The sequence below is a fragment of the Bacillus sp. GW821-FHT01G09 genome (genome assembly GCF_059422205.1).
Map to the genome: position 1 here is coordinate 912375 of NZ_JBWKWL010000002.1, position 13884 is coordinate 926258.

The 13884-nt window shown below is 42.7% G+C and carries 18 protein-coding genes; 13 read left to right on the forward strand and 5 right to left on the reverse strand.

Annotated elements, in window-relative coordinates:
* Positions 1 to 58: 58 nt before the first annotated feature.
* Positions 59 to 1387, reverse strand: coding sequence for a serine protease AprX (gene aprX, locus AC07VD_RS09815; protein ID WP_217017841.1), 1329 nt, complete (start codon positions 1385 to 1387; stop codon positions 59 to 61).
* 224 nt (positions 1388 to 1611) lie between these two features.
* On the opposite strand from aprX, the gene AC07VD_RS09820 reads away from it, so the two are divergent.
* From AC07VD_RS09820 to AC07VD_RS09830, 3 genes are all read left to right on the forward strand, one after another.
* Complete coding sequence (locus AC07VD_RS09820; RefSeq protein ID WP_014476869.1) at positions 1612 to 1845, forward strand: hypothetical protein; 234 nt, start codon at positions 1612 to 1614, stop codon at positions 1843 to 1845.
* Between the two features lie 280 nt (positions 1846 to 2125).
* Complete coding sequence (locus AC07VD_RS09825) at positions 2126 to 2833, forward strand: poly-gamma-glutamate hydrolase family protein (protein ID WP_003245758.1); 708 nt, start codon at positions 2126 to 2128, stop codon at positions 2831 to 2833.
* 69 nt (positions 2834 to 2902) lie between these two features.
* A complete protein-coding gene (locus tag AC07VD_RS09830) occupies positions 2903 to 3355 on the forward strand; it encodes an OsmC family protein (protein ID WP_217017842.1) in 453 nt (150 codons plus the stop codon).
* A 13-nt stretch (positions 3356 to 3368) separates the two neighbouring features.
* On the opposite strand, the gene ebrB is transcribed toward AC07VD_RS09830, so the two are convergent.
* The 3 genes from ebrB to ymaG form a co-directional block, all read right to left on the reverse strand.
* Positions 3369 to 3722 (reverse strand): multidrug efflux SMR transporter subunit EbrB, encoded by a 354-nt coding sequence (gene ebrB / locus AC07VD_RS09835; RefSeq protein WP_151262189.1) that lies wholly within the window; start codon positions 3720 to 3722, stop codon positions 3369 to 3371.
* A gap of 13 nt (positions 3723 to 3735) precedes the next feature.
* Positions 3736 to 4053, reverse strand: coding sequence for a multidrug efflux SMR transporter subunit EbrA (gene ebrA, locus AC07VD_RS09840; protein WP_024572445.1), 318 nt, complete (start codon positions 4051 to 4053; stop codon positions 3736 to 3738).
* A gap of 134 nt (positions 4054 to 4187) precedes the next feature.
* A complete protein-coding gene (gene ymaG, locus AC07VD_RS09845) occupies positions 4188 to 4469 on the reverse strand; it encodes an inner spore coat protein YmaG (RefSeq protein ID WP_015715926.1) in 282 nt (93 codons plus the stop codon).
* Positions 4470 to 4557: 88 nt separating this feature from the next.
* Between ymaG and AC07VD_RS09850 the strand changes: the two genes are divergently transcribed.
* The 9 genes from AC07VD_RS09850 (at position 4558) to AC07VD_RS09890 (ending at position 11431) form a co-directional block, all read left to right on the forward strand.
* Positions 4558 to 4971, forward strand: coding sequence for a YmaF family protein (locus tag AC07VD_RS09850; protein ID WP_003231769.1), 414 nt, complete (start codon positions 4558 to 4560; stop codon positions 4969 to 4971).
* Positions 4972 to 5070: 99 nt separating this feature from the next.
* On the forward strand, positions 5071 to 6015 hold the full coding sequence (gene miaA / locus AC07VD_RS09855; RefSeq protein WP_494721721.1) for a tRNA (adenosine(37)-N6)-dimethylallyltransferase MiaA: 945 nt from the start codon (positions 5071 to 5073) through the stop codon (positions 6013 to 6015).
* Between the two features lie 39 nt (positions 6016 to 6054).
* Positions 6055 to 6276: an RNA chaperone Hfq gene (gene hfq, locus AC07VD_RS09860; protein ID WP_003221097.1), complete on the forward strand. Its 222-nt coding sequence runs from the start codon at positions 6055 to 6057 to the stop codon at positions 6274 to 6276.
* A 195-nt stretch (positions 6277 to 6471) separates the two neighbouring features.
* Complete coding sequence (locus tag AC07VD_RS09865; protein WP_014479841.1) at positions 6472 to 6744, forward strand: YmzC family protein; 273 nt, start codon at positions 6472 to 6474, stop codon at positions 6742 to 6744.
* 81 nt (positions 6745 to 6825) lie between these two features.
* Positions 6826 to 7056 (forward strand): hypothetical protein, encoded by a 231-nt coding sequence (locus AC07VD_RS09870; protein WP_003245262.1) that lies wholly within the window; start codon positions 6826 to 6828, stop codon positions 7054 to 7056.
* A 243-nt stretch (positions 7057 to 7299) separates the two neighbouring features.
* The gene (gene nrdI, locus AC07VD_RS09875; RefSeq protein WP_003231758.1) at positions 7300 to 7692 is read left to right on the forward strand and encodes a class Ib ribonucleoside-diphosphate reductase assembly flavoprotein NrdI; all 393 of its coding nucleotides are present in this window, start codon (positions 7300 to 7302) and stop codon (positions 7690 to 7692) included.
* On the forward strand, positions 7652 to 9754 hold the full coding sequence (gene nrdE / locus AC07VD_RS09880; protein ID WP_014479842.1) for a class 1b ribonucleoside-diphosphate reductase subunit alpha: 2103 nt from the start codon (positions 7652 to 7654) through the stop codon (positions 9752 to 9754). Before nrdI ends, nrdE begins: the two co-directional genes overlap by 41 nt.
* A 17-nt stretch (positions 9755 to 9771) precedes the next feature.
* Complete coding sequence (nrdF, locus tag AC07VD_RS09885) at positions 9772 to 10761, forward strand: class 1b ribonucleoside-diphosphate reductase subunit beta (protein WP_003231754.1); 990 nt, start codon at positions 9772 to 9774, stop codon at positions 10759 to 10761.
* 49 nt (positions 10762 to 10810) lie between these two features.
* The gene (locus AC07VD_RS09890; protein ID WP_003245105.1) at positions 10811 to 11431 is read left to right on the forward strand and encodes a hypothetical protein; all 621 of its coding nucleotides are present in this window, start codon (positions 10811 to 10813) and stop codon (positions 11429 to 11431) included.
* Between the two features lie 63 nt (positions 11432 to 11494).
* Here AC07VD_RS09890 and cwlC read toward each other — a convergent pair whose 3' ends face one another.
* Complete coding sequence (gene cwlC, locus AC07VD_RS09895; protein WP_217017844.1) at positions 11495 to 12262, reverse strand: sporulation-specific N-acetylmuramoyl-L-alanine amidase; 768 nt, start codon at positions 12260 to 12262, stop codon at positions 11495 to 11497.
* A 640-nt stretch (positions 12263 to 12902) separates the two neighbouring features.
* On the opposite strand from cwlC, the gene spoVK reads away from it, so the two are divergent.
* Entirely contained in the window at positions 12903 to 13871 is a 969-nt protein-coding gene (gene spoVK, locus AC07VD_RS09900; RefSeq protein ID WP_003231746.1) for a stage V sporulation protein K, read from the forward strand.
* Positions 13872 to 13884: the final 13 nt, after the last annotated feature.

Sequence of the window (13884 nt, forward strand, 5' to 3'; positions counted from 1 at the left end):
ATTCAAACAAAAAAACCGGCAGTTCTGCTGAGAGAGAATTGCCGGCTTTTGATGATGTTTATTGGCCGGGAACGGAATTTTCTGCGTTGACAGCGCCCGCTCCGTACACATTCGGATCTTCATCTTTCCATTTGTCCGTGCCGTTTTTCAAAAGCTCTTTTACTTCATCAGGGGTAAGATCCGGGTTTTGCTGAAGAATTAAAGCTGCGATTCCTGCGCAAATCGGTGTTGCCATCGAGGTTCCTGACATTGTAAAGTACTGAGACCCTACACGGCTTGACTTTTGGAGCTTATCAATATAAGAATTCGGAGAGCGAAGGGAAATAATATTAACACCCGGCGCTAAAATATCGGGCTTTTCTTTCCCGTATACTGTCGGGCCGCGGCTTGAGAAGGAAGCGACAGTATCATCATCGCTGCTTGCAGTATTGTTATCGTCAAGCGCACCTACTGTAATCACCTTTTCGCTCACGCCCGGGCTTGCAATGGTCTGCGAATCAGGGCCTGAGTTTCCGGCAGCGACACAGACGACAATCCCTGCGTTCCACGCTTCTTCAACCGCTCTGACTAACGGATCTTCCTGTTCATGATCATATCTAAGGGCATCGCCCCCGAGCGACATGCTAATAATATCAATCGGTTCATCGGGGTTGTCCTCATTGTATTGAATACACCACTCAACACCCTCTATAATATCTGCTAACGTTCCTGAACCCTGCTTGTTTAATACCTTTACGCCGATGAGATTGGCTTCCGGTGCAGGTCCGCGGTATTGACCGGAAGAGGATGCGCCGCTGCTTGCGACATCACCTGCACAGTGTGTGCCATGACCATTATCATCGTATGGCTCTGTTTTTTGATTGACCATGTCCGCGAATCCGATAATTCTGCCTTCTAGATCAGGATGCGGGTAGATTCCTGTATCGACAACAGCGACAGTAACACCTTTTCCTGTCAGGGTTTGCCCGTTTCTGACGACTTCCTTCGCATGGCTTGCTTCGGTTGCCGTGTCTAAAAGCGCTTTGACTTCGCGGTTTAAATACACTTTACGAATATTGCTGCATTCAGAGAGAAGGGAATGTAATGCTGAAGGAGTAACCTCGGCGCTGCAGCAGTTGATTTTGTTGAAGCGGCTTTTTAGCTTGCTGCGTTTTTCTTTTTGCAGCACCTCTCCAGCCATTTGAAAGCCGGTCTCGTGACAGCCTTCCTCAAATTCGATAATGACTGACATTTTTTTTCTGTTTTGCAATTTGGTTTCGAAAAATTTATGCAAGAAGCAAGGAGTCCATTTGAAGGGCTTGTAAAGCTGCAATACGGTTTCCCGTAACGGCCAATCTAGCTTGTGAGCATTTGCTCTCACCATTTGTACCATAGAGTACCCAAACATGTATTTTCCTCCTATTATAAGGTTGTCTGTATACTCTATGAACAGATGATAGGTTTGGTAAGTTTGTTTGTCCTCTGTAAGAGACAGACAAGAGTTTGTTTTTCTGAATCTTTCGCATTAGATACGATGGATTCAGAAGTTGAGGAAATCATTGGGGATTGAAAAAGAACGTTTGTTCGTATTATAATGTGGTCATATCAAACTGGGAAGGGGAGAGCAACTGTATGAATTTCTACTTGCACCGTTCTTTGGAAAGCCAAATGCCAATCAGCATTATATATATGAAGAAAGACGGAACGATTAGTAAAAGAACGATTATTGTGAGACAGAAAAGCAAAACGAAAATCAAAGCATTTTGTTTTTCGAAACAACAGATCAGAACATTTTTATTGGACTCTATCCTCTCCTGTGATTTTGTGAGAACAAATAAGCAAAATCTCTATTCTGCAGGCCGGTAACAGCTGTCCGTCTCAGCAACCGGGCAGCCTGTTACTAAAACCCTCCTTAAACCTATATACATTTATTTGCCAAGTGAGGTTGTTCCTACCTTTTTTTGTCTTTCCTCTCAACCTTTTTTCACTCTTATTTGAAATGAACCGCTAATAACCGTGACAATCAATTGATTTTTTGAAACCGGGAACTTTTTCACTGATGATATTGTGTATACAATGGTAAGATAAAACCTATTGGCTAAACCTCATATAATGAACCGCGCCATTCTTATGAAAGGAGTTAAACATGAGAAGATTTTTACTAAATGTCATATTAGTCTTAGCCATTGTCTTGTTCTTGAGATATGTTCATTACTCATTGGAACCTGAACCATCAAATCAGCCAGATACATATTCAAATTTCAGCAGCTTGGCAGAGAATGAGAGCCCAGCCGATTACGATATTTCATATAATGAGAAAAAAGGAAGCAAAGTCTTAATTATGTCTCCGCATGGCGGAAGAATTGAAGGCGGAGTAAGTGAGCTTGTGCGTTATTTCAATAATGAATACTCTACATACCTGTTTGAAGGGTTGAAGTCCCACGATAACCAAACGCTGCACATTACAAGCACCAACTTTGATGAGCCATTGGCTAAAAAGAAAATCAAGGAGCATCAATATGTGGTGGCTTTTCACGGATATAAAGGAGAGAACAAGAATACGCTTGTAGGGGGAACAGACCGAAAGCGGGCGAAAATGATTGTGAGAGCCCTTGAGCGGAGAGGGTTTTCCGCTGAGTTAGCGTCGTCTAAAAGCGGTCTTGCTGGATTGAATGCCGAAAACATTAATAACCAAGGGGAAACGGGGCTAAGTATCCAGCTGGAAATCAGCCGTGAGCAGAGAGAAGCATTTTTTGATGATTTTTATTATAAAAATAGAAAATACACAAAGAACAGTGAATTTTATGCTTATGTCAGTGCGATCAAAGGTGTCCTGGAAAAAGAGTATTCGTAACAAGCAGATCAGAAGACAAAAAAAGAGAAGATCAGTAGACTGAAATAGGATAAAAAAGGAGGCAAAACAATGGCAGATCATCATTTTTATTTAAAAGCGAACTGGCCGGGTAACCGCAATGATGTCGGTACGATCGAAAGCGGAAACCTGATCACATCGATTTCCATTCCTAAAGAAATGGATGGCCCGGGAGAAGGGACCAACCCAGATGAAATGCTTCTCGGGGCGGCAGCGACCTGTTACATTATTACACTTGCAGCGATGATGGAGAGAAGCGGGCTGGAAAAAGAACACTTACAGATGGAGTCAGAAGGCATTGTCGACGTCACAAAAGGAGTCTTTACATACAAAAAGATCATTCACCGTCCCTATGTCGTGCTTAAACATGATGCTTCACAAGACGACGTCGCATTGGCGCACAAGCTTTGTAAAAAAGCGGAGTCGTCATGCATGATTTCGCGTGCAATTCAAGGAAATGTCGAGCTGCAGCTTGAAGCCTCTGTGAAACTGGGTGGAGAATAAAGAAAACAGACGGTCACTCACAGACCGTCTGTTTTTTATCTTCAGCGTGGGCTTTCGATTGATTTAGCACGACCACGCCTGCAATGACAAGCGTGAGACCGAATACACCTTTTAAACTGATGGTTTCGCCAAAAAGCAAAAACCCGACAATTGCTGTAAGCGCGGTACCAACGCCCGACCATGTTGCATACGCGCTTGATAAGTCAATTGTTTTTAAAGAAAAGCTTAGAAACGTAAAAGCAGAAAGAAATCCGACTATGACTCCGGCAATGGGCCAGGTTTGTGTAAATCCTTCTGAAAGCTTCAGCATCGTGCTCCCAAACACTTCAGATACAATGGCGAGAGCCAAATAAAGCAATCCTCTCATCTTCATCACTCCTTTACTGCCAATTAAGTAACACGACCCCTGATAGTAATAAAAGAATCCCGATCAGCCCTTTGGCATTCAGATCTTCCTTGAACCATTTTACTCCGATCACTGACGTCAGCACCGTGCCCGCCCCGCTCCAAGTCGCATAGGAGAGGCTCAGGGGAATATGGTTTAAAGTCAGGGACAGCATATAAAAGGCGAGGGAATAGCCAATAACGACCAAAGCACTTGGCTTCCACTTTTTGAAGCCATCAGATACCTTCAGCATGGCTGCTCCTATCGATTCCGAACATATGGCAATCGTGAGGAATATATATCCTATCAACATCATGAATTCTCCTCACTATATTTTTAGATTAGAAAAAACTTCAGCTAGAAAAATATTAGTGTATGCCTATGTATGAGTCAAGAGATTCATTTTCACACACATAAAAAGACCCCTTTTTAAGGGGCCTTTTGCGTTTAATAATAATAAGGGAACGGGGCATACGGATAATAGGGGTATCCGCCATACAAATAAGGATTAAATAAAGCGCTTCCTATAAGCCCGCCTGCAAGGCCGCCGATAAACGGTCCTCCAAAAAATCCGAATGGCCGGCCAAACCCAAATCCATAGCCAAATCCGGGTCTTCCAAACCCGTAACCAAATCCGAACGGTCTTCCAAACCCAAATGGTCTCCCGAATCCGAACGGTCTTCCAAATATTCTTGTATCTTCAGGGCTGAAATGCTCTAACTCGTTCATGTTTTCTTTCCTCCTGTAATAAAGTGTAGATGATGCAGTGTATTCACCCTGCCCGGATTTGATTGGGCGAATCGAGGAAAAGGAGGATGTGAACACATTGGGCCTGTATCAGTCTGACTGGTCAAAAGCACCGCCCCACGCACATGCTTATCATGTCAAAACAACGAGAGAACAGGGCCATTATCATCTCATCGAAGGGTTTACTCAGCCGGCAAACGGATCAAATACCGATCAGCATACACATTACTATACAGGGATCACTTCATTTGAAAACGGCCATTTTCATCGGTATTACGGAATCTCAGGACCGGCGATTCCTTTAGCAGATGGCACACATTATCATGAAATCGAAGAAACGACGTATCTGGCCTATAACGAGCCGATTGAGATCCAGTACGGAGGGGTTGTGTACGATCCCGGAGATGACAGAAGAAAAACGCATCGTCATACCCTGAAAGGAAAGACAAGGGAAATTGTCGGCAATGAGCCGCTCGGCTGGTAGAAGGATGTTTACCGATGCAAAAAAAGGGCAAAATGGATAGGTGGTTGTCCATGTTGAATGCTATAATGGGGGGAGATTTATAAAAGAGAGTGATACATATTGAATAATACGAAGCAGCCCGTTGTCATTTTAGTCGGACCGACGGCAGTGGGGAAAACCAATTTAAGTATTCAGCTAGCCAAATCCTTAAACGCGGAAATTATCAGCGGAGATTCGATGCAGATTTATAAAGGGATGGATATTGGAACAGCTAAAATTACCGAACAGGAGATGGAGGGAGTGCCCCATCATCTGATTGACATTTTAGATCCCCAAGACTCTTTCTCTACTGCCGATTATCAAAGCTTAGTAAGAAATAAAATCAGCGAGATTGCAAATAGAGGAAAGCTTCCGATGATTGTCGGCGGTACAGGGCTTTATATACAATCTGTGCTTTACGATTATACATTTACGGAAGAGGCAAATGATCCCGTGTTTCGAGAGAGCATGCAAATGGCCGCTGAGCGGGAAGGCGCTGACTTTCTTCATGCCAAACTTGCTGCAGCAGATCCCGAGGCAGCAGCTGCGATTCATCCGAATAATACAAGAAGAGTCATTCGCGCACTGGAAATTTTACATACGTCCGGAAAAACGATGTCCCAGCATTTGAAGGAACAAAAACGAGAACTTCTGTACAATGCAGTGTTAATTGGCCTAACAATGGATAGAGACACGCTTTACGAAAGAATTAATCAGCGGGTCGATTTGATGATGCAGTCAGGCCTTCTTCCCGAAGTGAAACGCTTATACGACAAGAACGTGAGAGACTGTCAATCAATACAGGCGATAGGCTATAAAGAGCTGTATGCATATTTTGACGGTTTTGTGACACTTTCCGATGCTGTCGAACAGCTAAAGCAGAACTCGAGGCGGTATGCGAAACGCCAGCTGACGTGGTTTCGCAACAAAATGCAGGTCACATGGTTCGATATGACACCGCCTGTTGATATGGAGCTGAAAAAAAAGGAAATTTTCACACATATAGCAGGAAAACTCGAATTTTAATCGAAACTGTATGATATAGAGAATCAAGGAGGACGAAACATGAAACCGATTAATATTCAGGATCAGTTTTTGAATCAAATCCGGAAAGAAAATACGTATGTCACTGTTTTTTTGCTGAACGGCTTTCAGTTGCGGGGCCAGGTGAAAGGCTTTGATAACTTTACCGTATTGTTGGAATCGGAAGGTAAGCAGCAGCTTATATATAAACATGCGATCTCAACGTTTGCGCCGCAAAAAAACGTCCAGCTTGAACTCGAATAGATCAAAAAATGCCATGTCAAGACATGAGGAAAGGCTGCCGGGGGTTCCCGGCGGCCATTTTTAACATGAATCCACTTTTGCTCCAAGCTTTTTGTGTAAGCTGACCATGCCAAGGCACGGTCTTTTTTTATGAGAACAACATACGGAAGTGAAAATGGTATATTATGTATAAAATGAATTTAGGAGTGATCGACCTTGTTTGAAAGTGAAGCAGAACTGAGACGAATCAGGATTGCACTTGTATGGATAGCTGTCTTTTTACTGTTCGGGGCGTGCGGGAATCAAGATACCATTATTGAAACAGACAGCGGCAATTCAGACTATGAAACGCCTCAGCCCACCTCGTTTCCACTTGAACATAACCATTTTGGCGTTATGGAGGACGGCTATATCAAAATTTATGAGTATAATGAGTCCCGCAATGAGGTAAAGCTGAAGAAAGAATACGCGGATGATGAACTTGAATAAAATTCACAAGCATTCGAATTTACAAAGCGGATTCCAGCCGCTAAACTAAATACAGACACAGATCAAACAGAGGGTGAAAACATGAAGCATAAAGTGATCGTGAATCATTGGGAAGAAATTTGCGAAGATGATTCTTGCTATGAATACGGAACAAGTATCATTGTGAACGGAAAAGAATTAATCAGAGAAGCGTCAATTATCACTGCTTTGAAGGCGGTTTTAGAAGAGATCGGCGCGGATGTTGAAATAGAAGAAACAGTAGAGAGTGAAAAATGCTGTGATAGCTTAAGAAAAAAAAATCTAGACTACTAAGCAGTTTTTTTTCATGTTATGATAAACATCGGCTAAAAAACGACACCCCGAGTAGGACGAGAGATGATTCTCGTTCTGCTCTCTTTTTTGGGCCCTAATGAGTCTGCCCATTTGCCTGATTTGATCAAAATATGAATTTTTCATAAAAACGAATCTATATATTGTGTTTTTGCTAGAGGGTAGTATACTATATATAGTGTTAGTAATGAGAGATTCATATTTTTTGATAGGTCGTGATAAAACGTGGTACAAATCATATTTGATTCGAAAACAGGGAATGTTCAGCGGTTTGTGAATAAAACAGGCTTTCAGCAGATACGCAAGGTGGACGAAATGGACCACGTGGACACTCCGTTTGTTTTGGTCACCTACACGACAAACTTCGGCCAGGTACCGGCATCAACACAATCATTTCTCGAAAAATACGCCCATCTCTTATTAGGAGTCGCTGCGAGCGGCAACAAAGTATGGGGCGATAACTTTGCAAAAAGCGCCGATACCATTTCAAGACAATATCAGGTGCCGATCTTGCACAAATTTGAACTCAGCGGCACATCTAAAGACGTTGAATTGTTTACTCAGGAGGTAGAAAGAGTTGTCACAAAATCAAGTGCCAAAATGGATCCAGTTAAATAACGAAATCATGATCCAAAAAGATGGAAAATTCCAGTTTGATAAGGATAAAGAGGCTGTACATAGCTATTTTGTAGATTATATCAATCAAAACACAGTCTTCTTTCACGATTTAAAAGAGAAGCTGGATTATTTGGTTGAAAACCAATACTACGAAGAGGAATTCTTAAGCCTTTATTCTTTTGAAGACATTAAAGAAGTGTTTAAGACAGCTTACGCTAAGAAGTTTCGTTTTCCTTCCTTCATGAGTGCGTTTAAATTCTATAATGACTATGCTTTGAAAACGAATGACAAGAAAAAAATCCTCGAGCGTTATGAGGACCGGATCTCAATTGTTGCGCTGTTCTTCGCTAACGGCGACACTGAGAAAGCAAAAGAATATGTAAACCTGATGATCAATCAAGAATATCAGCCGAGCACACCGACATTTTTGAACGCCGGCAGAAAACGCCGCGGTGAACTTGTGAGCTGCTTCTTGCTCGAAGTTAATGATTCTTTAAATGACATTTCAAGAGCGATCGATATCTCCATGCAGCTTTCTAAGCTTGGCGGCGGGGTTTCTCTTAACCTGTCCAAGCTTCGCGCGAAAGGTGAAGCCATTAAAGATGTTGAGAATGCGACAAAAGGCGTTGTAGGCGTCATGAAGCTTCTTGATAACGCGTTCCGTTACGCTGACCAAATGGGACAAAGACAAGGATCCGGCGCGGCGTATTTAAACATTTTCCACCGCGATATCAATGATTTTCTTGATACGAAAAAGATTTCTGCGGATGAAGATGTGCGTGTCAAAACGCTTTCGATCGGTGTTGTCATTCCGGATAAGTTCGTTGAGCTTGCACGCGAGGACAAAGCGGCTTATGTATTCTACCCGCACACGATTTATAAAGAGTACGGCCAGCACATGGATGAGATGGACATGAACGAAATGTACGACAAGTTTGTCGACAACCCTCGGGTGAAAAAGGAAAAAATCAACCCGCGGAAACTGCTTGAAAAATTGGCGATGCTTCGTTCTGAATCAGGCTATCCATACATCATGTTCCAAGATAACGTCAATAAAGTGCATGCGAATAACCATATTTCCAAGGTCAAATTTTCTAACCTTTGCTCTGAAGTGCTGCAGGCATCTCAAGTTTCTTCATACACAGACTATGATGAAGAAGATGAAATCGGTCTGGATATTTCCTGCAACTTGGGTTCGCTTAACATTCTCAATGTCATGGAGCATAAATCAATCGAAAAGACAGTCAAGCTTGCGACAGACTCTTTAACACACGTGTCTGAAACAACTGACATCCGTAATGCGCCTGCTGTAAGACGGGCAAACAAAGCGATGAAATCAATCGGCCTCGGTGCTATGAACCTTCACGGCTACCTTGCGCAAAACGGCATTGCGTATGAAAGTCCGGAAGCGCGTGACTTTGCAAACACGTTCTTTATGATGGTGAACTTCTACTCCATCCAGCGTTCTGCGGAAATCGCAAAAGAGAAGGGTGAAACGTTTGATCAATATGAAGGCTCAACCTATGCGACAGGTGAATACTTTGACAAATACGTTTCTACTGATTTCTCACCGAAATATGAAAAAATCGCTAATCTGTTTGAGGGTATGCATATCCCGACGACAGAGGACTGGAAAAAGCTAAAAGCATTTGTGGCTGAACACGGTATGTATCACAGCTACAGATTATGCATTGCGCCGACAGGCTCTATCTCATACGTCCAATCAAGTACGGCGTCTGTTATGCCGATTATGGAACGCATTGAAGAACGAACATACGGCAACTCAAAAACGTACTACCCAATGCCTGGGCTTGCATCTAATAACTGGTTCTTCTATAAAGAAGCCTACGATATGGACATGTTCAAGGTTGTGGATATGATCGCCACTATCCAGCAGCACATTGATCAGGGAATCAGCTTTACATTGTTCTTAAAAGACACAATGACGACCCGTGATTTAAACCGAATCGATCTGTATGCACATCATAGAGGAATTAAAACCATTTACTATGCAAGAACGAAAGATACTGGGCAAGACAGCTGCCTTTCTTGTGTTGTTTGATTAAAGGAGAGTTTATAGTGACAAAAATTTATGACGCAGCAAACTGGTCAAAGCATGAAGACGATTTTACCCAAATGTTCTATAACCAAAACGTGAAACAGTTCTGGCTTCCGGAAGAGATTGCTTTAAACGGCGATCTCCTCACATGGAAGTACCTCGGAAAAAATGAGCAGGACACTTATATGAAGGTACTGGCCGGACTTACGCTTCTTGATACAGAGCAGGGGAATACGGGGATGCCGATTGTGGCTGAACACGTAGATGGCCACCAGCGGAAAGCGGTGCTGAACTTTATGGCGATGATGGAGAACGCTGTCCATGCGAAGTCGTACTCTAATATTTTCATGACCCTTGCACCGACTGAAACGATTAATGAAGTATTTGAATGGGTTAAACAAAATAAATATTTGCAGAAAAAAGCGCAAATGATTGTCGGGCTTTACAAAGCCATTCAAAAAGATGATGAAATTTCACTGTTCAAAGCGATGGTTGCTTCCGTCTATCTGGAAAGCTTCCTTTTCTACAGCGGTTTCTATTATCCGTTATATTTCTACGGACAAGGAAAACTGATGCAAAGCGGTGAGATCATTAACCTGATCCTTCGTGACGAAGCGATTCACGGCGTGTATGTCGGTCTCCTTGCTCAGGAAATTTATAATAAACAGACAGAAGAGAAAAAAGCAGAGCTTCGTGAATTTGCGATCGACCTTCTGAATCAGTTATATGAAAATGAGCTTGAGTATACAGAGGACTTGTACGATCAAGTCGGACTCTCACACGATGTAAAGAAATTCATCCGCTATAATGCGAATAAAGCGCTGATGAATCTTGGATTTGATCCATACTTCGAAGAGGAAGATATTAATCCGATCGTATTAAACGGATTAAACACAAAAACAAAATCGCATGACTTCTTCTCTATGAAGGGGAATGGTTATAAAAAAGCGACAGTTGAGCCGCTCAAAGATGATGACTTTTATTTTGAAGATGAAAAAGAGCAGATATAATATCTGCTCTTTTCGGCTTGAAGGTTCAAATGAGGAGGACGCAGTACCCATGGGAAAAATGGACGAAATGATTTTAGTTGCCCCGCGCGATGATGTGTTTAAGAAAGAAAGCTTAACCTTCCAGGGCGTGTACAGTGAAGATAGCAGAGTAGCCGAAATCATGGCTCAGATTGAAGCGGCCTATCGTGAAATGAGAAGAGGGGACGCAGAAGAAGATCCGCGTTTCAAGCAGCCGATACCTTATGTCGTCATTAAGCGTGAAGATGAAGTTTTTCTTTACGAGCGGCTGGCTGGCGGCGGTGAATCACGACTGCACAACAAGCTTTCTCTCGGCTTTGGCGGCCATATGAACGCCATCGAAGGGGCAGCTTCATTTGCTGAAGTCTTAAAGCTGAACACAGACCGTGAGCTTGAGGAAGAACTGCAAATAAATGAAGAAGATAAACAGGCGATTGTCACACTGGGATTGATCAATGATGATGAAAACAGTGTTGGCAAAGTGCATATCGGTATTCTTTCTGCGCTTCAATTAAAGCCTGGCGCACAAGTGGAAGTGAAGGAGAAAGAACAAATTGCGGGTAAATGGATGAAAGTTTCTGAATTAAAACAGGATGACATCTACAACCGTCTGGAAACATGGTCACAGTTTGTTGTTGATATTCTTGAATAAAAAAACCCGGTTTCTCGCGATGAGGAGCCGGGTTTTTTTATGAGACGCTCGTCCCCGTCTCGGCTATGATTCTAGGATCACAATAGCGTCAAAGCCGGCATTTTTCGCTCTGGCAGCGAGGGTGTCTGCATTGTCTTTGGATGAAAATGCGCCAATCTGCACTTTGTATAATCCGTCCTTTAAAAGGACAATCGAGTCAAAACCTTTGGCTTCGGCATTACTTGCGAGCGAGTCGGCATTCGCTTTGACTTTAAATGCGCCGATTTGAACCTTATATAACCCTGAGCTGGAAGTCTTTTTAAGGTTAAAGGCTTGCTCCAGCCCGTTTGCATGTCCTCTCGCTAAGCTTTGAATAAAACTGCTCGTTTTCAGCTTATTTGCATCGGCAACGGTATCAATGAAGCCGTTCTCGGTCAAGAGGGCAGGCATTGCCGACTCCCTTAGGACGTGGAAGTTCGCTGTTTTTTTGCCGCGATCGGCAAAGTCGACAGCTTGTATCACTTCAGAGTGAATTGTCGATTGATAAGTCGTCGTTGGGGCTCCTACATCTGGATAAATATAGCTTTCAAAACCTGTGCCTCCCCCGGAATTAACGTGAATGGACAAAAAGAAATCTGCTCCCCAGTTATTTGCGGCATTTGTCCGGTCGTTTAAGCTGACATATTGGTCGCTTGTCCGGCTCAGCAGCAAAGAAATGCCTTCATATTCATTAGTTAATATCGTACGTAAGGCTAAAGCGATTTGCAGGGTTAACGTTTTTTCCTGAAGGCCATTACCTGTTGCGCCTGGATCAGACCCGCCATGGCCAGGATCAATAAAAATTTTAACCATTTTTCATCACCTCATTACAGGATATGAAAAAACACGGCTTCTGCTTGTACGATTATCATTCAACTGAAAAATAAGGAAATAACCCTTTCAAATTCGGAAATTATTTCTCGGGAAAGCGCACAATTCAACATGAAGCGACAACAGATACGGTCCGACATGAAATCTGTGCATACGCCATATGTTTGTATGTACTATGGGTTCGGTTAACCTGCACTGATTCCTGCTGGTTTTAAGCTTTGCGTTCATATTAAATCAAGCATTTGAAACGTAAATTGATGAGAAAAGCTCCTTTCATTAAAGACACCACTTTATAAATCGAAAAAAAGAAAAACGCTTCAGGTATCTTAGGGCGGGTAATACGCTTCGTACAAAAAACAGCCCGTTGCATGAAAAAAGGATTGGCGAATGGAGAAAATAATGAGAAAGAAGCTCACCATAATACTCTGACAAAATGATTAAAAACAAAATCTCATGGTTTGTCCACCCCATGTCCGTGAATACAATAAGAAATAAAGTATTTCTCGGGAAAGCGCAGGATTCCTTATTGTTCCCGAAAAAAGCAATTGTTTCGACACATGATAGGCGTTTGTCACAATCGGCATCCGCTTGAATATCATATAGAGAGAACAGAGAGGTGAAGATGTTGGAGCGCGCTGTGACTTATAAAAACAACGGACAGATCAACATTATTCTGAACGGGCAAAAGCAGGTGCTGACGAATGCTGAGGCAGAGGCGGAATATCAGGCTGCATTGCAAAAAAACGAAGCAAAGCACGGCATTTTGAAGGAAATCGAAAAAGAGATGAGCGCATTAGTTGGGATGGAGGAAATGAAACGCAACATCAAGGAAATATACGCCTGGATTTTTGTGAACCAAAAACGCGCGGAGCAAGGCTTGAAGGTTGGAAAGCAAGCGCTGCACATGATGTTTAAAGGAAATCCGGGAACGGGAAAAACGACGGTTGCACGGCTCATCGGCAAGCTGTTCTTTGAAATGAATGTCCTGTCAAAAGGCCACTTAATAGAAGCGGAGCGGGCTGACCTGGTCGGGGAGTATATCGGACACACCGCCCAAAAGACGAGAGATTTAATCAAAAAGTCATTAGGTGGCATTTTGTTTATAGACGAAGCCTACTCGCTGGCAAGAGGCGGCGAAAAGGACTTTGGGAAAGAAGCGATCGACACACTTGTAAAGCATATGGAAGACAAACAGCATGAGTTTATTTTGATACTCGCCGGATATTCACGGGAAATGGATCATTTTCTCTCGTTAAATCCCGGACTCCAATCAAGATTTCCCATCTCCATTGATTTTCCAGATTACTCTGTGACCCAGCTCATGGAGATTGCGAAACGAATGATCGATGAAAGGGAATACCAGCTCAGTCAAGAAGCTGAATGGAAATTGAAAGATTACTTAATGACAGTGAAAAGCACGACAAGTCCCATTAAATTCAGCAATGGACGTTTTGTCAGAAATGTGATCGAAAAATCGATCAGAGCACAAGCCATGAGGCTTTTAATGGGAGACCAATACTTAAAAAGCGACTTGATGACCATCAAAAGCCAAGATCTTTCCATTAAAGAAGAAGCATCTGGATCTGCATAGACCTCTCTGTTTT